This window comes from Pseudomonas triticicola, from assembly GCF_019145375.1.
GTDB lineage: Bacteria > Pseudomonadota > Gammaproteobacteria > Pseudomonadales > Pseudomonadaceae > Aquipseudomonas > Aquipseudomonas triticicola.
The window spans coordinates 906,372-926,326 of the sequence record NZ_JAHSTX010000001.1; the positions used below are offsets into that span (position 1 = coordinate 906,372).

Sequence of the window (19,955 nt, forward strand, 5' to 3'; positions counted from 1 at the left end):
GGACTCTCATGCGCCTTATCCGCATGCTGTTGCCAGTACTGGCGCTGACCACACTCACGGCCCACGCCGATGAAAAGGACGTGGCGCGTCTGACTCAATTGCTTGAAACATCGAAAACCCTGTCGGCCAACTTCTCGCAGTTGACCCTCGACGGCACCGGCACCCAGTTGCAGGAAACCACCGGCAACATGACCCTGCAGCGTCCGGGCCTGTTCTACTGGCACACCAACGCACCGGCCGAGCAGACCATGGTCTCCGATGGCAAGAAAGTCACCCTCTGGGACCCGGATCTGGAGCAGGCAACCATCAAGAAGCTCGACGAGCGTCTGACCCAGACGCCGGCGCTGCTGCTGTCCGGCGATGTCTCGAAGATCAGCCAGAGCTTCGATATCAGCGCGAAAGAGGCGGGCGGCGTGATCGACTTCACTCTCAAGCCGAAAACCAAGGACACCCTGTTCGACAACCTGCGCCTGTCGTTCCGCAACGGCCTGCTTAATGACATGCAACTTATTGACAGCGTCGGCCAGCGCACCAATATCCTGTTTACCGGGGTCAAGGCCAACGAAGCGGTGCCTGCGTCCAAATTCAAATTCGACATTCCCAAGGGTGCCGACGTTATCCAGGAATAAACACCGGCCCCTTGTGTCAGGGCCTTTATGGTGAGGGCCTGCTATTGAGGGGCTATTGTGGCGAGGGGATTTATCCCCGTCCGGCTGCGCAGCAGTCGTCGCTTTTGGGACCGCTTCGCAGCCCAACGGGGATAAATTCCCTCACCACAGGTTCTTCAGCAGATTTCAGAAAATCAGAGGTTTCAACGCTACGTGATGGATCTGTTTCGCAGTGCACCGATTGCCCAACCCTTGGCCGCGCGTCTGCGTGCGGCCAATCTGGATGAGTACGTCGGTCAGGAACACGTGCTCGCTCGCGGCAAGCCTCTGCGTGAGGCGCTGGAGCAGGGCGCGCTGCATTCGATGATCTTCTGGGGACCGCCGGGCGTGGGCAAGACCACCCTGGCGCGCTTGCTCGCGGAAGTCTCCGATGCGCACTTCGAAACGGTCTCGGCGGTGCTCGCCGGGGTCAAGGAAATCCGCCAGGCCGTTGAAATCGCCAAGCAGCAGGCCGGCCAGTACGGCAAGCGCACGATCCTGTTTGTCGATGAAGTGCACCGTTTCAACAAGTCGCAGCAGGACGCGTTTCTGCCCTACGTTGAAGACGGCACGCTGATCTTCATCGGCGCCACCACCGAAAACCCTTCGTTCGAACTCAACAACGCTTTGTTGTCCCGGGCCCGCGTCTACGTGCTGAAAAGCCTCGACGAAGCGGCGCTGCGCAAACTGGTGCATCGGGCTTTGACCGAAGAGCGCGGGCTGGGCAAGCGCAACCTGACGCTGAGCGATGAAGGCTTCCAGATGCTGCTGTCGGCCGCGGATGGCGATGGCCGGCGTCTGCTCAATCTGCTGGAGAACGCTTCCGATCTGGCTGAAGACGACAGCGAAATCGGCATCGAGCTGCTGCAAAGTCTGCTCGGCGATACGCGCCGGCGGTTCGACAAGGGCGGTGAAGCGTTCTACGACCAGATCTCGGCGCTGCACAAATCCGTGCGCGGCTCCAATCCCGACGGCGCGCTGTACTGGTTTGCGCGGATGATCGACGGCGGCTGCGATCCGCTGTACCTGGCTCGGCGCGTGGTGCGCATGGCCAGCGAAGACATCGGCAATGCCGACCCGCGTGCGCTGAGCCTGTGCCTGGCGGCGTGGGAAGTGCAGGAGCGTCTCGGCAGCCCCGAGGGCGAATTGGCAGTCGCCCAGGCCATTACTTATCTGGCCTGCGCACCGAAAAGCAATGCGGTGTACATGGGCTTCAAAACTGCACTGCGCGCTGCGGCTGAGAACGGCTCGCTGGAAGTGCCGCTGCATTTGCGCAATGCCCCGACCAAGCTGATGAAGCAGTTGGGTTATGGCGACGAATACCGCTACGCCCACGACGAGCCGGACGCTTACGCCGCCGGCGAAGACTATTTTCCGGAAGAACTCGAGCCGATTCCGTTCTATCAGCCAGTGCCCCGTGGGCTGGAGTTGAAGATCGGCGAGAAGCTCAATCACCTTGCTCAACTCGATCGTCTGAGCCCTCGGCAGCGGAGAAAATAGTGGTTCCATTGATACTCGCAGTGTCGGTCGGAGGTGTTGCCGGCACCCTGTTGCGCTTCGCCACCGGTAATTGGGTCAGCGCCAATTGGCCGCGGCACTTCTATACCGCGACGCTGGCCGTTAATATCGTGGGCTGCCTGCTGATTGGCGTGTTGTACGGCCTGTTTCTGATACGCCCGGAGGTGCCGATCGAGGTACGCGCCGGGTTGATGGTCGGCTTCCTCGGGGGGCTGACGACTTTTTCATCCTTTTCACTGGATACGGTGCGCCTGCTGGAAAGCGGGCAAGTGTTGCTGGCCCTGGGCTACGCGGCACTCAGCGTATTCGGCGGGCTGCTCGCAACGTGGGCCGGCCTGTCCCTGACCAAACTTTGATAACGAGAAACCGACATGCTCGATTCCAAACTGTTACGTAGCAACCTTCAGGACGTAGCGGACCGCCTGGCTTCCCGTGGCTTTGCCCTGGACACCGCGCGCATCGAAGCGCTGGAAGAACAGCGCAAGACCGTCCAGACCCGCACAGAAGCACTGCAGGCTGAGCGTAACGCGCGTTCCAAATCCATCGGGCAGGCCAAGCAGCGCGGTGAAGACATCGCGCCGCTGATGGCGGACGTCGAGCGCATGGCAGGCGAGCTGAGCGCGGGCAAGGTCGAGCTGGACGCGATCCAGACCGAACTCGATTCGATCCTGCTCGGTATCCCCAACCTGCCGCACGAATCGGTTCCGGTCGGCAAGGACGAAGACGACAACGTCGAAGTGCGCCGTTGGGGCACCCCGACTCAGTTCGATTTCGAAGTGAAAGACCACGTCGCCCTTGGCGAGAAGTTCGGCTGGCTGGACTTCGAAACCGCCGCCAAGCTCTCCGGCGCTCGTTTCGCGCTACTACGTGGCCCGATCGCCCGCCTGCATCGTGCACTGGCGCAGTTCATGATCAACCTGCATGTCACCGAACATGGCTACGAAGAGGCTTACACGCCTTATCTGGTTCAGGCTCCGGCCCTGCAAGGCACCGGCCAGCTGCCGAAGTTCGAAGAAGATCTGTTCAAGATCGCCCGCGAAGGCGAAGCCGATCTGTACCTGATCCCGACTGCCGAAGTGTCGCTGACCAATATTGTTGCCGGCGAAATCGTCGATTCCAAACTGCTGCCGATCAAGTTCGTTGCCCACACCCCGTGCTTCCGCAGCGAAGCCGGTGCGTCGGGCCGCGACACTCGCGGGATGATTCGTCAGCACCAGTTCGACAAAGTCGAAATGGTCCAGATCGTCGAGCCGTCGCAATCGATGGAAGCGCTGGAAGGCCTGACCGCCAACGCCGAAAAGGTTCTGCAACTGCTCGGTCTGCCTTACCGCACTCTGGCACTGTGCACCGGCGATATGGGCTTCAGCGCAGTCAAGACCTACGACCTGGAAGTGTGGATTCCGAGCCAGGACAAATACCGCGAAATCTCCTCGTGCTCCAACTGCGGCGACTTCCAGGCGCGGCGCATGCAGGCGCGTTTCCGCAACCCGGAAACCGGCAAGCCTGAGCTGGTGCACACCTTGAACGGCTCTGGTCTGGCGGTCGGTCGTACTCTGGTTGCCGTGCTGGAAAACTACCAGCAGGCCGACGGTTCGATCCGCGTGCCGGACGTGCTCAAGCCGTACATGGGTGGCCTTGAGGTCATCGGCTAAATGAAATATCTGCCGCTGTTTCACAACCTGCGCGGCAGTCGTGTGTTGGTTGTCGGTGGGGGGGAAATTGCCTTGCGCAAATCCCGCCTGCTGGCCGATGCCGGTGCGCTGCTGCGGGTGGTCGCACCTGAAATCGAAACGCAACTGGCTGAACTGGTCGCTGCCAGCGGCGGTGAATGCCTGTTGCGCGGTTACGCCGAAACGGATCTGGACGGTTGCGGGCTGATCATTGCCGCTACCGACGACGAAACGCTCAACGCGCAAGTCTCCACCGACGCCCACCGCCGTTGCGTGCCGGTCAACGTGGTCGATGCGCCGGCCTTGTGCAGCGTGATCTTCCCGGCGATCGTCGATCGCTCGCCGTTGATCATCGCCGTGTCCAGCGGCGGCGATGCGCCGGTACTGGCACGTCTGATCCGCGCGAAAATCGAAACCTGGATTCCTTCGACCTACGGTCAATTGGCAGGGCTGGCTGCGCGTTTTCGCAATCAGGTGAAAAACCTGTTTCCGGATGTTCAGCAGCGTCGCGGCTTCTGGGAAGACGTTTTCCAGGGCCCGATCGCCGATCGTCAACTGGCCGGGCAGGGCGCTGAAGCCGAGCGCCTGTTGCAGGCCAAGGTCGATGGCGAGCCAATGGTCACCACTGGCGAGGTTTATCTGGTCGGTGCCGGTCCGGGTGATCCGGATCTGTTGACCTTCCGCGCACTGCGTCTGATGCAGCAAGCCGATGTGGTGCTCTATGACCGCCTGGTGGCGCCGGCGATTCTCGAGTTGTGCCGTCGCGATGCCGAGCGGGTGTATGTCGGCAAGCGTCGTTCCGAACACGCCGTGCCGCAGGATCAGATCAACCAGCAACTGGTCGATCTGGCCAAGGCTGGCAAGCGTGTGGTGCGGTTGAAGGGCGGCGATCCGTTTATCTTCGGCCGCGGTGGCGAAGAGATCGAAGAACTGGCGGCCCACGGTATTCCATTCCAGGTGGTCCCGGGCATTACGGCGGCCAGCGGTTGCGCCGCTTATGCGGGGATTCCATTGACCCACCGTGACCATGCGCAGTCCGTGCGGTTTGTCACTGGCCACTTGAAGGATGGTTCCACCGATCTGCCATGGGCCGACCTTGTCGCCCCGGCGCAGACGCTGGTGTTCTACATGGGCCTGGTGGGTTTGCCGATCATCTGTGAGCAGTTGATCAAGCACGGTCGCGCGGCGGACACCCCGGCGGCATTGATCCAGCAGGGCACCACGGTCAATCAGCGGGTTTTCACCGGCACGCTGGCGGATCTGCCGCGAATGGTGGCGGAGCATGAAGTGCATGCGCCGACCCTGGTGATCGTTGGCGAAGTGGTGCAGCTGCGCGAGAAACTGGCGTGGTTTGAAGGGGCGCAGGCGCAGGTCTAAACACCGCGTCGTTCCCTTCGCGAGCAGGCTCGCTCCCACATTGGATCTGTGTCATGCACAAATCCCGTGTGGGAGCGAGCCTGCTCGCGAACGGGGTCTCGAAAACACCGAGCTAATCAACCCCGGCGCCAAACCCCTTTTCCGATCAACCGCTCGCGATCATGCACCACGCTGAAATCCTGCTGCGGCCCCTTCGGCACCACGCCGGTCGGGTTGATGGTCTTGTGGCTGCCATAGTAGTGATGCTTGATGTGCTGGAAATCCACGGTTTCGGCAATTCCCGGCCACTGATACATCTCGCGCAGCCAGTTCGACAGATTCGGGTAATCGGCAATCCGCCGCAGGTTGCACTTGAAGTGCCCGTGATACACCGCGTCAAAGCGAATCATCGTCGTAAACAGGCGCACGTCGGCCTCAGTCAGGTATTCCCCGCTCAGGTAACGATTGGCACCCAGCAGTTGCTCCAGATGATCCAGTTCGGCGAAGACTTCATCGAACGCCTGTTCGTAGGCCTGTTGCGAGGTGGCGAACCCGGCACGATAGACTCCGTTGTTCACCGCCGGGTAGATCCGCTCGTTCAGCGCATCGATCTCGTTGCGTAGCGCCGCCGGGTACAAGTCCAGATCGTTACCAGTGATCCCGTCGAAGGCGCTGTTGAACATGCGGATGATTTCCGCCGATTCATTGCTGACAATGCGCTTGAGTTTCTTGTCCCACAGCACTGGCACCGTCACGCGCCCGGTGTAGTCAGGCGTGTCGGCGGTGTAGCGCTGATGCATGAAATCGAAGCCATCGAGTTTGTCGCCTGTCGAACCGAGCGCCTTGTCGAAGGTCCAGCCGTTCTCCAGCATCAGCCAGCTGACCACCGACACGTCGATGAGACTTTCCAGCCCTTTGAGTTTGCGCAGAATCAGCGTGCGATGCGCCCAAGGGCAGGCGAGGGAAACATAGAGGTGATAGCGCCCGGCTTCGGCAGTGAAACCGCCTTCACCGCTGGGGCCTGGTTGACCGTCGGCGGTCACCCAGTTGCGGCGTTGCGCTTGTTCGCGCTGGAACGCGCCGTCCTTGCTGCTTTCGTACCACTTGTCCTGCCAGTGGCCGTCGACGAGTAAACCCATGATCAAGACTCCCAAAACCAATATTCGTTGGAGTCGAGTCTATTCCGATGAGTTCGAACAAAAAGCGCAAAGATCGGGCGCTAATGATCGGTTAGATCGATGTGTTGCGCGCCGCCCAGTATTGTTCTGCGGTTGTGAAGGCCTGTTCGCGATTCTGACCGAGACCGCGCAGGGCGAGGGCCATGGTCGCAATCAAGGCCATTTGCGGGTAACTGTCGACCACATCGCCACGCCACACGGCTCTCAAGTGCTCGATGTCCAGCGAGGCGGGTTTGACGTGGCGCTGCGCTGACAGCTGCGGCCATTCTTCATCCCAGCTCTGACCGCCGCTGGTGCCATAAAGGTGGCTGGTGGCGTCGGGGTTGATCTCGATTTCACCGCCATCGCCCTTGACCACAATTGCCGTGTCGCCGAGCAAGCCGCTGGCATCGCGATGCACCGCCTGGTAACCCGGGTGAAAAATGCTTTGCAGGCCGCAGCGTGCGCCCAACGGATTGAGAATCCGCGCCAGCGAGTGGATCGGCGACCGCAGGCCCAAGGTATTGCGCAGGTCGATCATCTTTTGCAACTGCGGCGCCCAGTCCACCAGCGGCATAAACGCCAGGCCGCCGTTGTCCAGTGCCGCGCCGACCTGCTGCCAATTGCGGCACAGGGGAATGTTCAGTTCGCCCAGCAGTTGTTCGCTGTACAGACGCCCGGCCGTGTGTGAGCCGCCGCCATGCATGAAGATGCGCACGCCGTTTTGCGCCAGGCACTTGGCCGCCAGCAGATACCACGGCAGGTGGCGTTTTTTGCCGGCGTAGGTCGGCCAGTCCAGGTCGACATTCAATGCGGGCGCGTGCAAGCGTGCGCGCAGGGCTTCGGTGAAACCGGCCATTTCCTCGGCACTTTCTTCCTTGTGCCGCAGCAACATCAGGAAGGCACCCAGTTGCGTATCTTCGACCTTGTCATCGAGCACCATGCCCATGGCCTCGCGGGCTTCTTCGCGCGTCAGGTCGCGGGCGCCGCGCTTGCCCTTGCCGAGAATGCGCACGAATTGCGCGAACGGATGCTCGGCAGGCGTTTCGAGGGTCAAAGCTGGAAAGTCGTTCATAGGCAATTCGTCGGTTTGGGCAGGCCCGCCAGTTTCGCGGCGAGTTTGGCAGGGGTGCCTTTGAACAGTCGGTTCAGGTGCAGGCTGTTGCCTTTGTCGGCGCCGAGTTTCAACGCGGTGTACTTGATCAGCGGCCGCGTGGCCGGCGATAGCTGGAATTCGGCGTAGAAGCTACGCAGAAGCTCAAGGACTTCCCAGTGTTCGGGCGTCAACTCGATGTCTTCAGCTGCGGCGAGGGCGCTGGCGACATCAGCCGACCAGTCGTTGAGGTCAACGAGGAAGCCGTCCTTGTCCAGTTCGATGGCGCGGGCGCCGACGGTCATTGAATTCATAGCCAGCTGTTGACCTTGGCGTGATGGATCGACAGTTCGACGAAGGCCGGATAGTCGATGGCCTCGGCCCAGTCTGGAATTTCGATCGCACGCGCCTGTGCGTCCTCAACCAATACGAACAGATTGATTGGTCGCTCTTGCAGAGCAGCGAACGGCGCAGTGTCCGGTTGCAGCGCGTACACCGCATCGCCGGACAACAACACGGCATCGGCGCTGCCGAGCAGGCGCAGGCAACTGCTCAGACGATCGTCGCCGAACGGGGAATGAGACAACACATGCAAAGTCGACATCAGAGGGTGATCACCTGATCGTAACGGTCAATAAGGGCAGTGATGTGTTCAGCAGCAAGCGGCTGCGCTTCGTCCAGCGACAGGTTGCCAAGACCGCGAGCATTGGCGCTTTCGACGCAATAGAACAGCTCTTCGACACCAAACATCGGCAGCGCCTGCAGATTGGCGCTGAGGTCTTTCTGCTGCAAGGCCTTGGCGTTCTGCCCGGCGGCCAGTTGCAGCACGCCATCATCGAGAAACAGCAAACCGATCGGCAGATCGAAGGCGCCACCGGCGAGCACGATATCCAGCGCTTCCCGTGCACCGGGGCCGGACCACGGCGATTGGCGGCTGATGATCAATAACGATTTGGCCATGTTCAAGCGCCTCCGAAACAGATGAGCCGATCAGCGTCCTGCACGGCGTCGTGCAACTGACCCAGACCGGACAATTCCCACGGCGCGCTGAGCGAAATCGCTTCACGCTGGTAACGCTTGGCTTCTTCTTCGTTCAACACACCACGGCGCAAAGCGGCGGCGATGCAGACCACACCGTCAAGTTGCTTTTCGTTGATAAAGGCGCGCCATTGCTTGGGCACGTCCAGTTCATCCTGCGGCGTCACCACCGCATCGGAGGCGTTGAACACGCCGTCCTGATAGAAGAACAGCCGAACAATCTCATGGCCGCCGGCCAGCGCGGCCTGGGCAAACAGCAAGGCACGGCGCGAGGAGGGCGCATGGGCGGCGGAAAACAGCGCGATGGCGAACTTCATGATGGACTCGATCAGCGAAACTGCGGCCATGATAAAGCTTTATTGCGCGTGCGGCGAAATCTGGTAATACGCGGTTCACTGTGGGAGCGAGCCTGCTCGCGAAAGCGTCGTCTCGTTCGAGATCAGTTTCGGCAGTCACACCGCCTTCGCGAGCAGGCTCGCTCCCACGGGAGATTTGCGGCGGCTGGATTACGGTGTGATGCCGTAAAGATCGCAATACTCGATCCAGTCCATCCCCGCCATTTCTGCCACTTCCCGGTGCACTTCCAGCCGTTGCGCCTGATAGTCCTCCGGAGAAGCAGCGGTCAGCTGCAACGTCAGCTCCCAGGCAAACAACCCCTGGCTTTCCGCCTCAGCCTCGAATGCTTCGTGCAAGCGTTCTTCGCGATACTGCGCCTGGGTTTCGCCCTTGGCCTGGGCCAGCAGCGGGTTGAGATGGTCGAGGGTTTCACGTAGTTCGGGTCGCGCATCGAGAAACAGTTTCAAAGCCTGTTCATGTCGCTGGTCGCTAGGCGCCATGTAATTTCCTTGTGTGACTGATGACCATAGGGTGCCGCACCTGCTTGCGCATGTCGCGCATAAAAACAGTAAAGCAGAACGATTTGCCGCGTCGCAGTGCTACAGTCCGCTTTTTTCTCGATGAGCAAATGCAATGCGAATGCTGATGGTAGTGCTGGCGGCGGCCCTGTTGGCCGGGTGCGCCGGTTCGGTGATGAACGATGCTCGCACCCAGAGCCCGGACAAGGTCCTGACCTCGGACAAGCCGGAGAAAGACGTCGCCCGGTGCGTGCAATTCGCCTGGCAGGACGAAGCGGTTTTCGGCGTGGACGCGGCGGCCTATCTGGAGCCGCGCGAGTCTGGCGGCACCACGGTTTACACGCGTTCGGCTGAGTCTTTTGTCGATGTGATCACCGAAGCGTCAGGTACTACCTTGAACTATTACGCGCAGAAGAGTGATTTTGTCGCGATGCGGCGGATGGCGGCGATGGCGACCTGCCTTTGACTATGCTGTGAAGCAGTTGGCGCTTTCGCGAGCAGGCTCGCTCCCACATTGGAACGCATGACAACTTTGTGGGAGCGAGCCTGTTCGCGAAGGCGGCGGCACATTCAGTCGATCAGGCGCTTCTGAAAGTAGTGCCGCTTGTGCCCCGGTGGGTAGTCAACGATTTCCCCAAACTGGCTGAAACCGAGCTTCCTGTAGAACTCCGGCGCCTGAAAATCGAAGGTGTCGAGCCAGAGGCCGTAGCAATTTTTTTCCCTGGCCAGGGCTTCCGCCTGAGCCATCAATTTCGAGCCGAGCCCCTGTCCGCGACCCTGCTCCGGTACTGACAGCAGTTCGATGAACATCCAGCGAAAAATCATTCGCCCGTACAAACCGCCCAGTATTTCGCCATTCTGGTCTTTGACCATCAAGGCGAACGGTTCGGATTTCGAACCGCCGGTTTGAGCATCGTTGTATTCGATCAGCGGCTGCAGAATGGCCTGACGCTGTTCCTCGGTAGGATTGTGCGTCAACTCGATACGCAAATTCATGCATGACTTCCTTGTGTAATTGAACGCCCAGCCTAACCCGTCCGGGCAAACGCCTCCAAGCCCTTCGATCAAACAAGCGGAACCGTCAAACCAGCGCTGCGGTCTAGGCTTTTATCGCGTCTTTCCCTGAGCGCGATTGATGAGGAAATCCCGTGAATATTTTTGAAGCCCTGCGCGAAAGCCACGAGCGCCAGCGCACTTACGCCAAGGCTTTGATCGCGACCAGCGGCGACAGCCCTGAGCGGGTCGAGGCCTACAAGCAGCTCAAAGCAGAACTGCAAGCGCATGAAACCGCTGAAGAGCGGCACTTCTACATCCCGCTGATGGCAATCGACGAAGGCGTGGACCTGAGCCGCCATGCCATTGCCGAGCACCACGAAATGGACGAGATGATGGAAGAACTCGACGAGACCGAGATGTCCAGTCCGGCGTGGCTGGCCACGGCCAAAAAGCTTTCCGACAAGGTTCATCACCACCTCGAGGAAGAAGAGCACAAATTCTTCCAGATGGCCGGCAAGCTGCTCGACGATAAACAGAAAACCCAACTCGCCGGGCAGTACGAAAAGGAGTATCAGGCGCAACTGTCTGAATGACCAAAGGCGACTCGGCGTGTAGGTGTTCAGCTACACGATGAGTGCGATGCGTCGTCGAGCACTGGTTATGCATCCAGTGTTTCCGGGCTTTTTACGTCTTGCACACTGGGACTGTGACAAAAGCGCCGATGGACAAAAAATTCACCTCCGTTAGCTTGAAGGCCTCTCCTCGGGAAGGAGAGTTCTCAAATCAACGGAGTGAACATGATGAATCAGGCAATCCCACAAACCCAACTCAAACACGGTCGTGTCATCTCGCCAGCGAGTCGCGGCGCAGTGGCCATCGACCTCGGCTTGCTAGGCGCCTGGCAAGTCAATGAAATGGAAGGTGGCAAGAACTTTCCGGCCATGGAAGCCGGACCGTTCCCGCAACCCTTCGAAACCGACTCGGACAGCGCCGCGCCGCCGGCCGATGGCTACATTCTCAGCGGCGGCAAGACCGATGCCCGCGATTGTGTCAATTACACCGACGACGAGATGAGCAAGAAGCTCGGCCGTTCATTCAACTGGCCGCTGCTTAATGTCGATCCGGGGCAGATTCTCGAGGTCAGCTGGGCGTACACCGCGCCGCACACCACCCGTGGTTATCGCTGGCTGATCACCAAAGACGGCTGGGATCCACAGCAACGCATCAGCCGTGCGCAGCTCGAAACCCAGCCGTTCTTCGAAGACTTCTACCCGCAAGTGCCGTATTACAGCCATGCCGGCGAATTGAAGGCCAAGGTCGATCATCAAGTGAAGCTGCCTGCGAACAAGCAGGGTCATCACGTCATTGTGCTGATGTGGATCGTCGCCAACACCGGCAACGCCTTCTACCAGGCCTTCGACGTCGACTTTCAGTAACCGCGCAGGCTGAACGAGCCCGGTAGCGCTGCCGGGCTTTTTTTGTCGGCGCAATTGATCGACCATGGAGTCCCCCCATGAAGACAGGATCAGACGCGATGTCCAACACAGCCGAACGGGTCAACATCGTCGACTTTCAGGTGTTGTCCCACGACTGGTATCTGCTGAAGAAAATCACCTTCGATTACCACCGCAACAACGGCGAATGGCAGCGCCAGACCCGCGAGGTATACGACCGGGGCAACGGCGCGGCGATTCTGCTGTTCAACCGCGAAAAGCACACGGTGGTGCTGACCCGCCAGTTTCGTTTGCCTGTGTTCGTCAACGGCCACGATGGATTGTTGATCGAGGTGGCCGCCGGGTTGCTGGAAGGTGCCGCGCCCGAGCAGCGCATTCGTGACGAAGCCGAGGAGGAAACCGGTTACCGCGTGCACGACGTGAAAAAAGTATTCGAGGCGTACATGAGCCCCGGTTCGGTGACGGAGAAGTTGCACTTCTTTATCGCCGAATACGACGCGGCATCCAAGGTCAGCGACGGTGGTGGCCTGGAAGAGGAAACCGAAGAACTGGAAGTGCTCGAGTGGGGCTTCGATGAGGCATTGGCAGCATTTCAACGCGGCGAGATCTGTGACGCCAAGACCATCATGCTGTTGCAGTACGCGGCGATGAATAACCTCTTCGCTTGATTCGGGCAGGAGCTGCCAAAGGCTGCGATGGCTCAGCATACTGGCTGAACGGGGAGGCGCAATACGCAAAGCCGGCCATACTGCTTGTTGCTCCTGAAGCGTTGCCCTGCGTTTTGCGCAGTCCCCAAAAACAAAAAGAGATCGACTCATGAAGTACGAACCTTTGGCCAGATCGCTCATTGCGACCTCCCTGGCGCTCAGCTGTCTCATGGCTCACGCGGCATCGGTGGCGCCGGTTGCGGCGGAAAACGGCATGGTGGTCACCGCGCAACATCTGGCGACCCATGTCGGCGTCGATGTTTTGAAAAACGGCGGCAATGCCGTGGACGCGGCAGTGGCCGTGGGCTATGCGCTGGCGGTTGTCTATCCGGCTGCGGGCAACCTTGGCGGCGGCGGGTTCATGACTATTCAACTGGCGGACGGGCGCAAGACCTTTCTCGATTTCCGTGAGAAAGCGCCGCTGGCAGCGACCGCCAACATGTATCTGGACAAGGACGGTAACGTCATCCCGGACCTGAGCACCCGTGGCCACCTGGCGGTCGGCGTACCGGGCACCGTGTCCGGCATGGAGCTGGCCCTGAGTAAATACGGCACCAAACAGCGCAAGGAGATGATTGCCCCGGCGATCAAACTGGCCGAAGACGGTTTCGAATTGCAGCAGGGCGATGTCGAGCTGCTCGAATACGCGACGGATGTGTTCAAGAAGGACATGCGCGATTCCGGCTCGATCTTCCTCAGCAACGGCGAGCCGATGCAGGTCGGGCAGAAACTGGTGCAAAAGGATCTGGCGAAAACCCTGCGGACGATTTCCGACAAGGGCGCCGACGGCTTCTACAAAGGCTGGGTTGCCGATGCCATCGTCACCTCCAGTCAGGCCAACAAAGGCATCATCACCCAGGCCGACCTGGACAGATACAAGACTCGCGAACTGGCCCCGGTGGAGTGCGATTATCGCGGCTATCACGTGGTCTCGGCGCCACCGCCAAGCTCCGGCGGGGTGGTGATCTGCCAGATCATGAATATCCTCGAAGGCTATCCGATGAAGGACCTGGGCTTCCATTCCGCTCAGGGCATGCACTACCAGATCGAAGCGATGCGCCACGCGTACGTTGATCGCAACAGCTACCTCGGCGATCCGGATTTCGTGAAGAATCCGATCGAGCACCTGCTGGACAAGAATTACGCGACCAAACTGCGCAACGCCATCCAGCCGCAGAAGGCCGGCGTGTCGGCTGAGCTCAAGCCCGGTGTAGCGCCCCACGAGGGCAGCAACACCACGCATTATTCGATCGTCGACAAGTGGGGCAATGCCGTCTCGGTCACCTACACCCTCAACGACTGGTTCGGCGCGGGCGTAATGGCCAGCAAGACCGGGGTGATTCTCAACGACGAAATGGACGACTTCACCTCCAAGGTCGGCGTGCCGAACATGTATGGCCTGGTTCAGGGGGAGGCCAATGCCATCGCACCGGGCAAGGCGCCGCTGTCGTCGATGAGTCCGACCATCGTCACCAAGGATGGCAAAGTGGTGATGGTGGTCGGCACGCCGGGTGGTAGCCGGATCATCACCGCGACCTTGCTGACCATGCTCAACGTCATCGATTACGGCATGGGCTTGCAGGAAGCGGTCGACGCGCCGCGCTTCCATCAGCAGTGGATGCCGGAGGAAACCAACCTCGAAGACTTCGCCGCCAGCCCGGATACGATAAAGATTCTGGAAAGCTGGGGCCACAAGTTTGCCGGCCCGCAGGATGCCAACCACATTGCCGCGATTCTGGTCGGCGCGCCGGCACTGGACGGCAAACCGGTTGGCAAGAATCGCTTCTACGGCGCCAATGACCCACGGCGTAATACCGGCTTGTCTTTGGGTTACTGAGCGGAGTAAAAGAGGGGCGGGCGCAGGTCCGCCCCATTCTCAAGGACTGATCAAGGAAGGCTCGACATGACCACCGCATTACTGATCATCGATGTCCAGCAGGCGCTGTGTGCTGGTGAATATCAGTGCTTTGAAATCGACCGCGTAATCGCCACGATCAATGATCTGAGCCAACGCGCCCGCGATGCTGGCGTTCCAGTGGTGTTGATTCAGCATGAAGAAAAGGACGGTCCATTCGTGCATGGGGCGGACGGTTGGCGACTGGCTAACGGTCTGCTGACTTCGACGAAAGACCTGCGTGTAGGCAAAACCACTGGGGACTCTTTCTATCAGACCGATCTCGGCAAGCTGCTGCCCAGCGAAGACTTCGAACGCCTGATCATCTGCGGCCTGCAGACCGATTACTGCGTCAACGCCACGGTGCGCAGCGCGCATTCACTGGGCTACGACATCGTCGTCGCGCGGGATGCGCATTCGACGGTCGATAACGGCAACATGAGCGCCGAGGACATCATTGCCGAACACAACAAGGACTTCGCCGCCCTGACCAGTTCCGTGGCACGAATCGACGTCAAACCGGCAGCCGAAATCACCTTCTGAACTCACACAAACCCCCTGTGGGAGCGAGCCTGCTCGCGAAAGCGCTGTGACAGCCAACATCAAACCGACTGATATACCGCCTTCGCGAGCAGGCTCGCTCCCACAGGCATTTGGTCGGTCTCAAAATCAGAGAGCACCGCAGTCGGAAACGATGCACTAGGTTTGGACGCGATTCGCCTCACGCAATAACCGCTCGATCTGCGCCAGTTCCCACGTGCTGAGCAGACTCACCGGGTCCGTGCCATAACGCTGCCACGTGTCCAGCGTCGCTTCATCCCCGGCGCAGTTGCGCGCGTATTCACAGTGATGCAAGTGTCCCTCGGCGAAGTCCAACAGCAGATGCCAGCCGTCGATATCTACGGCAATCAGCCCGGACTGGGACATTACCTCGCAGACTTCGAACGCAAGCACGCCCAGCGCAGCTTCGCGCAGGCGCTGACACACATCACGGGCGGACAAAAACGCTGACATGCTGCGACTCGATTCGATGGACAAGCCTGCAAGGATAAGGCCCGCGCCACCCCATGTCAGCGTTTCACTGGCCCGAGGCTGAACAATTCCGTAACATTCGCCTCCCTCTTTTTTCGCGAAAACAGCAGCCGTGCCCAGCGGCCGCTCAGTCAGGTAAGCCATGAAACCGATTCGTCTGCGCGCCGATGTCCTCGCCGGACTCACCACCTCGTTCGCCCTGTTGCCCGAATGCATTGCTTTCGCGCTGGTCGCGCATCTCAATCCGCTGATGGGCCTGTACGGCGCGTTCATCATTTGCACGTTGACGGCGTTGTTTGGCGGTCGACCGGGCATGGTTTCCGGTGCGGCGGGTTCGATGGCGGTGGTGATCGTCGCGCTGGTGGTGCAACACGGCGTGCAATATCTGCTGGCAACGGTGCTGCTCGGTGGTCTGATCATGATGGCGTTCGGGCTGTTGCGCTTGGGCAAACTGGTGCGCATGGTGCCGCACCCGGTGATGCTCGGCTTCGTCAACGGCCTGGCGATCATCATTGCCCTGGCGCAACTGGAGCACTTCAAAAGCGGCGAGCACTGGCTCAGCGGTACGCCGCTGTATCTGATGACCGGGCTGGTGCTACTGACCATGGCCATCGTTTACATCCTGCCGCGCCTGACCAAAGCGGTGCCGCCGGCCCTCGTGGCGATCCTGGGTGTCGGCCTGCTGGTCTACCTGTTCGGGCTGCCGACCCGTACCCTCGGTGACATGGCGCACATTGCCGGCGGTCTGCCGACTTTCGCCATGCCGGACATTCCGTGGAGCCTGGAAACGCTGCGCATCATCGCCCCGTACGCGATCCTGATGGCGATGGTCGGCCTGCTGGAAACCCTGCTGACGCTGAACCTGACCGACGAAATCACCGAAACCCGTGGCTACCCGGATCGTGAGTGCGTAGCGCTCGGCGCGGCGAACATGGTGTCCGGTGCGTTCGGCGGCATGGGCGGTTGCGCGATGATCGGCCAGACCGTGATCAACCTCAGCTCCGGCGGGCGCGGGCGCTTGTCCGGCGTTGTTGCCGGTGTGCTGATTCTGTTGTTCATTCTGTTTCTGTCACCGCTGATCGAGCGTATTCCGCTGGCCGCGCTGGTCGGGGTGATGTTCGTGGTGTCGCAGCAGACCTTCGCCTGGGCGTCGTTGCGGGTGATCAACAAGGTGCCGCTGCACGATGTGCTGGTAATCATCGCGGTGACCACCATCACCGTGTTCACCGATCTGGCCACGGCCGTGCTGTGCGGGATCATCATCGCTGCGCTCAACTTCGCCTGGCAGCAGGCCCGCGAACTGTATGCCGATGAACATCTTGAAGCCGATGGCAGCAAGCTCTATCGCCTGCACGGCACGCTGTTTTTCGCCTCGACCACGCCGTTTCTCAACCAGTTCGATCCGGCCAACGACCCGGCCAAAGTCACTCTCGACTGCCGACACCTGAGCTTTGTCGATTACTCGGCGATCGCCGCATTGAAAACCCTGCGTGAACGCTACGCCAAGGCTGGCAAGCATTTACAGGTGTTTCACCTGTCGGAACGCTGCAAGAAATTACTCAAGCGCGCCGGCGTCGATCACGACTGACGCCGCTGGTTTTGCGTCCTTGAGCCAGGTCTTGCCGAGAATCCGCGAGACCTGTTCGGCGGAGTAGGGCTTGGCGAGAAATTCAAAACCTTCGTACCCGCTGCGGGCCAGTTCTTCGCTGTAGCCGGAGGTGAGAATCACCGGCAGATCGGGGCGGCGCTGGCGCAGTTCCTTGGCCAACGCGACACCGGTGATGCCCGGCATGACTACGTCGGAAAACACCGCATCGAACGCGCTGGCATCGCTACCGGCCAACTGCAGGGCTTCTTCGGCGTTGGTCGCCCACGCCGTTTCATAGCCCAGATCCTGGAGGATCTGATTGGCGAAACGGCCGACATCGAGATTGTCTTCTACCACCAGCACCCGGCGTTTTTCGCAGGCCGGCTGCACCTCGCCATCGTCCTCTGCCTCGTCCATTTCTGCCTCGATCGCCGGCACTTGCGGCAAATACAAGGTGAACTCGGTGCCTTGACCAAGGACGCTGGAAACATCGACGTTGCCGCCCGATTGCTTGGCGAAGCCGAACACCTGCGACAGCCCCAGCCCCGTGCCTTTGCCGACAGCCTTGGTGGTAAAGAACGGCTCGAAGATGTGTTCGAGGGTGTGTGCGTCGATGCCGGCACCGGTGTCGGCGAGGGCAATCGACACGAAATGGCTGCTGGACCCAGCGTGGCCGCGAATCGGCGGCAGCGCTTTATGGCACTCCAGGCGCAATTTCAGCTCACCCTGACCATTCATGGCGTCGCGAGCGTTCAGGGCGATGTTGATCAACGCGGTTTCGAACTGACTGAGATCGACGCGGATGTAGCAGGGGTGATCCGGGCGCTCGACGCACACGTGAATCTGCGCGCCGGTGACCGATTCAAGCATTTCGCCAATATTGGCCAGCCGTTCGCCGGCATCGACCACCTGCGGATTGAGCGGCTGACGGCGGGCGAAGGCGAGCAACTGGCTGGTCAGCTTGGAGGCGCGCTCAACGGTGTCGGACACCGCGCGCATGTAGCGTTGGCGGCGTTCTTCCGGCAGGTTGGGCTGGCGCAGAAAATCCACCGACGAACGAATGATCGTCAGCAAATTGTTGAAGTCATGGGCGACGCCGCCGGTCAATTGGCCGATGGCTTCGAGCTTCTGCGACTGGCGCAACGCCGACTCGGCCTGGGCCAGACGCAGGCTGCGCTCTTCGACCCGTTGCTCCAGCGTGGCATTGAGTTCAGCCAATGCAAGCAGGCCCTCGCGGACGTTGGCGTCGGCGCGCACTCGCTCGATGTGCGCCCAGCAACGTTCGGTGACTTCGCTGAGCAGCGCCTGTTCGAAGCTCGACCAGACACGCGGCACTTTGTCGTGAATGGCCATTAACGCGGTAAGACGGCCTTGCTTGATCAGCGGCACGCAAATGGTGGCGGTGATGCCTATGCCCTGAAAGGTCGCTGATTCTTCCGGCGGCAATTCGCTGCGGTTGTCGTGGATCACCAAAGGTTGACCCGCGCGCAGAAGACGTACTGCTTTCTCGCCGAAATCGCGCAAACGGTAGTGGCCGACGATGCTCGGCGAACCCGGCGCTGCATAGTCGCCGCGAATGGTGAAGCCATCCTCGTCGGCATCCATGTCGGCGTAGGCGCAGTTGGACAATTGCAACTGCTCGACCATCAGCCGCGTGCTCGCCGCCAGGATTGCTTGCGCATCCGTGGCATTGGTCACCGCTTCGCCGATGGCATCGAGGACCGCCAGGCGTCGGTTGAGATAAACGGTCTGGGTGGTCTCGGTGACGGTGTCGATCATGCCGACGACATTGCCGTGGGAATCACGAATCGGGCTATAGCAAAAAGTGAAGAACGCCTGCTCCGGGCCTTTGCCGCGTTCGATCTGCAGAGCAAAGTTTTCGATGTAAGTGGCCTGGCCAGCGTACGCGGCCTCAGCAATCGGGCTGATCTCGTGCCAGGCTTCCTTCCAGATGTCGCTGAAAGGGCGTCCCAACGCGTGCGGCTTGTCGCCGAGAATCGGTACGAAGGCGTCGTTATAGAGTGTGATGAGTTGCGGGCCCCAGACGATCGCCTGAGGGAAATGCGAGGCGAGACTGAGCGAGACAGTGGTCTTGAGTACATCGGGCCAGTGTTCCAACGGGCCGAGGGGCGAATTTGCCCAGTCGTGACGGCGGATCTGCCCGGCCATCTCGCCGTTGTCTTGCAACCAGTCTGTCATGGGGTTCGTGTCTTTCCGGGCATTTGTCTGAGAACAAAGACCTGCGCGCAGGGTGTTTGGTTTCAGCGCACCAGACACTGTTTGCGCTGCGAATTATTCTGACCTACATCATGGCAGCAAAAAACAGCGCTGGCGAAAAGAGCATCTTTTCGCCAGGGGATTTTTCTTCAGTTCGTGAGCGACTGCTCAGGCCTCGACGGCCGGGAAGTCAATGTCGGTCAGCGCCGTGTTGTTCAGGTAGTTGGTCAATGTCTGCACGGCCACCAGGGCAATCACTTCGATGATCTTGCGGTCATCGATACCGGCAGCGCGGGCAGCGGCCAATTGTTCATCGCTCAAGTGGCCACGGGTTTCGGTCAGTTGGCGGGCGAGGGCGGCGTAGGCATTCAGTTCGCCGTGACGTGCTGCGATGATGTCCTCCGCCGACAGCCCGGCCTTGCCGGCAAACACGGTGTGTGCGGACAGGCAATAGTCGCAACCGTTGACCTGCGAAGTGGCGAGGTAGATGGCTTCTTTCTCTTTGCCGCTCAATGAGGTCTTGCCGAGGATGGCCGAGGCTTGCAGGTAAGTGTCGAATGCAACCGGCGCCTGGGCGAGGGTGGTAAAGACGTTGGGCAGGAAACCGATTTTTTTCTTCACGCCTTCCAGTGCAGGACGGGTGGCATCGGTGGCGGTGTCGAGGCTGATTGCAGGGATGCGGCTCATGGTGATTCTCCGAAAAACCGCTGCGAAGTGCAGCGGCGATGGAGAGA

Annotated in this window: 23 protein-coding genes; 12 read left to right on the top strand and 11 right to left on the bottom strand. The window is 60.2% G+C overall.

Features of this window, described 5'->3' with window-relative positions:
• The first annotated feature begins 8 nt into the window (after window positions 1–8).
• The 5 genes from lolA (at window position 9) to cysG (ending at window position 5,212) form a co-directional block, all read left to right on the top strand.
• Window positions 9–629 carry an outer membrane lipoprotein periplasmic chaperone LolA gene (lolA, locus tag KVG85_RS04065; protein ID WP_016775262.1) on the top strand — a complete coding sequence of 207 codons (621 nt, stop codon included), beginning with the start codon at window positions 9–11 and terminating at the stop codon, window positions 627–629.
• 195 nt (window positions 630–824) lie between these two features.
• Complete coding sequence (locus KVG85_RS04070) at window positions 825–2,147, top strand: replication-associated recombination protein A (protein ID WP_041477068.1); 1,323 nt, start codon at window positions 825–827, stop codon at window positions 2,145–2,147.
• Complete coding sequence (gene crcB / locus KVG85_RS04075) at window positions 2,147–2,521, top strand: fluoride efflux transporter CrcB (protein WP_016775261.1); 375 nt, start codon at window positions 2,147–2,149, stop codon at window positions 2,519–2,521. The genes KVG85_RS04070 and crcB overlap by 1 nt, the downstream gene beginning before the upstream one ends.
• Before the next feature lie 15 nt (window positions 2,522–2,536).
• The gene (serS, locus tag KVG85_RS04080; protein WP_024013408.1) at window positions 2,537–3,817 is read left to right on the top strand and encodes a serine--tRNA ligase; all 1,281 of its coding nucleotides are present in this window, start codon (window positions 2,537–2,539) and stop codon (window positions 3,815–3,817) included.
• Entirely contained in the window at window positions 3,818–5,212 is a 1,395-nt protein-coding gene (cysG, locus tag KVG85_RS04085) for a siroheme synthase CysG (RefSeq protein ID WP_041477064.1), read from the top strand. It abuts the gene before it with no gap.
• Between the two features lie 116 nt (window positions 5,213–5,328).
• Here cysG and KVG85_RS04090 read toward each other — a convergent pair whose 3' ends face one another.
• From KVG85_RS04090 to KVG85_RS04120, 7 genes are all read right to left on the bottom strand, one after another.
• Complete coding sequence (locus KVG85_RS04090; protein WP_122508080.1) at window positions 5,329–6,330, bottom strand: glutathione S-transferase family protein; 1,002 nt, start codon at window positions 6,328–6,330, stop codon at window positions 5,329–5,331.
• A 91-nt stretch (window positions 6,331–6,421) separates the two neighbouring features.
• On the bottom strand, window positions 6,422–7,423 hold the full coding sequence (locus tag KVG85_RS04095) for a glycosyl transferase family protein (RefSeq protein WP_122508079.1): 1,002 nt from the start codon (window positions 7,421–7,423) through the stop codon (window positions 6,422–6,424).
• The gene (locus KVG85_RS04100; RefSeq protein WP_122508078.1) at window positions 7,420–7,755 is read right to left on the bottom strand and encodes a TusE/DsrC/DsvC family sulfur relay protein; all 336 of its coding nucleotides are present in this window, start codon (window positions 7,753–7,755) and stop codon (window positions 7,420–7,422) included. The genes KVG85_RS04095 and KVG85_RS04100 overlap by 4 nt, the downstream gene beginning before the upstream one ends.
• Window positions 7,752–8,045, bottom strand: a complete 294-nt coding sequence (gene tusB, locus KVG85_RS04105) for a sulfurtransferase complex subunit TusB (protein WP_122508077.1) — start codon at window positions 8,043–8,045, stop codon at window positions 7,752–7,754. The genes KVG85_RS04100 and tusB overlap by 4 nt, the downstream gene beginning before the upstream one ends.
• The gene (tusC, locus tag KVG85_RS04110; RefSeq protein ID WP_122508076.1) at window positions 8,045–8,401 is read right to left on the bottom strand and encodes a sulfurtransferase complex subunit TusC; all 357 of its coding nucleotides are present in this window, start codon (window positions 8,399–8,401) and stop codon (window positions 8,045–8,047) included. The genes tusB and tusC overlap by 1 nt, the downstream gene beginning before the upstream one ends.
• Before the next feature lie 2 nt (window positions 8,402–8,403).
• Entirely contained in the window at window positions 8,404–8,796 is a 393-nt protein-coding gene (gene tusD, locus KVG85_RS04115; protein ID WP_122508166.1) for a sulfurtransferase complex subunit TusD, read from the bottom strand.
• 189 nt (window positions 8,797–8,985) lie between these two features.
• Window positions 8,986–9,315 (bottom strand): DUF6388 family protein, encoded by a 330-nt coding sequence (locus KVG85_RS04120; RefSeq protein ID WP_122508075.1) that lies wholly within the window; start codon window positions 9,313–9,315, stop codon window positions 8,986–8,988.
• Window positions 9,316–9,448: 133 nt separating this feature from the next.
• Here KVG85_RS04120 and KVG85_RS04125 point away from each other — a divergent pair, with 133 nt between their 5' ends.
• The gene (locus tag KVG85_RS04125) at window positions 9,449–9,799 is read left to right on the top strand and encodes a hypothetical protein (RefSeq protein ID WP_122508074.1); all 351 of its coding nucleotides are present in this window, start codon (window positions 9,449–9,451) and stop codon (window positions 9,797–9,799) included.
• Between the two features lie 104 nt (window positions 9,800–9,903).
• Here the strand turns inward: KVG85_RS04125 and KVG85_RS04130 are convergent, their stop codons facing one another.
• On the bottom strand, window positions 9,904–10,329 hold the full coding sequence (locus tag KVG85_RS04130) for a GNAT family N-acetyltransferase (RefSeq protein ID WP_217863039.1): 426 nt from the start codon (window positions 10,327–10,329) through the stop codon (window positions 9,904–9,906).
• A gap of 152 nt (window positions 10,330–10,481) precedes the next feature.
• Here KVG85_RS04130 and KVG85_RS04135 point away from each other — a divergent pair, with 152 nt between their 5' ends.
• From KVG85_RS04135 to KVG85_RS04155, 5 genes are all read left to right on the top strand, one after another.
• Window positions 10,482–10,922 carry a hemerythrin domain-containing protein gene (locus KVG85_RS04135; protein ID WP_217863040.1) on the top strand — a complete coding sequence of 147 codons (441 nt, stop codon included), beginning with the start codon at window positions 10,482–10,484 and terminating at the stop codon, window positions 10,920–10,922.
• 207 nt (window positions 10,923–11,129) lie between these two features.
• Entirely contained in the window at window positions 11,130–11,765 is a 636-nt protein-coding gene (locus KVG85_RS04140) for a lytic polysaccharide monooxygenase auxiliary activity family 9 protein (RefSeq protein WP_217863041.1), read from the top strand.
• A gap of 98 nt (window positions 11,766–11,863) precedes the next feature.
• Window positions 11,864–12,451, top strand: a complete 588-nt coding sequence (locus KVG85_RS04145) for an NUDIX domain-containing protein (protein WP_217864928.1) — start codon at window positions 11,864–11,866, stop codon at window positions 12,449–12,451.
• A gap of 148 nt (window positions 12,452–12,599) precedes the next feature.
• Window positions 12,600–14,327: a gamma-glutamyltransferase gene (gene ggt / locus KVG85_RS04150; protein WP_217863042.1), complete on the top strand. Its 1,728-nt coding sequence runs from the start codon at window positions 12,600–12,602 to the stop codon at window positions 14,325–14,327.
• Window positions 14,328–14,393: 66 nt separating this feature from the next.
• The gene (locus KVG85_RS04155) at window positions 14,394–14,927 is read left to right on the top strand and encodes a cysteine hydrolase family protein (protein ID WP_217863043.1); all 534 of its coding nucleotides are present in this window, start codon (window positions 14,394–14,396) and stop codon (window positions 14,925–14,927) included.
• A gap of 156 nt (window positions 14,928–15,083) precedes the next feature.
• Here KVG85_RS04155 and KVG85_RS04160 read toward each other — a convergent pair whose 3' ends face one another.
• Window positions 15,084–15,398, bottom strand: a complete 315-nt coding sequence (locus KVG85_RS04160) for a DUF7693 family protein (protein ID WP_217863044.1) — start codon at window positions 15,396–15,398, stop codon at window positions 15,084–15,086.
• Window positions 15,399–15,558: 160 nt separating this feature from the next.
• On the opposite strand from KVG85_RS04160, the gene KVG85_RS04165 reads away from it, so the two are divergent.
• Window positions 15,559–17,004 carry a SulP family inorganic anion transporter gene (locus KVG85_RS04165; RefSeq protein WP_041477048.1) on the top strand — a complete coding sequence of 482 codons (1,446 nt, stop codon included), beginning with the start codon at window positions 15,559–15,561 and terminating at the stop codon, window positions 17,002–17,004.
• Here the strand turns inward: KVG85_RS04165 and KVG85_RS04170 are convergent.
• Window positions 16,972–19,203, bottom strand: a complete 2,232-nt coding sequence (locus KVG85_RS04170; RefSeq protein ID WP_217863045.1) for a response regulator — start codon at window positions 19,201–19,203, stop codon at window positions 16,972–16,974. The genes KVG85_RS04165 and KVG85_RS04170 overlap by 33 nt on opposite strands.
• 186 nt (window positions 19,204–19,389) lie before the next feature.
• Complete coding sequence (locus tag KVG85_RS04175) at window positions 19,390–19,908, bottom strand: carboxymuconolactone decarboxylase family protein (protein WP_123442138.1); 519 nt, start codon at window positions 19,906–19,908, stop codon at window positions 19,390–19,392.
• Between the last annotated feature and the right edge of the window lie 47 nt (window positions 19,909–19,955).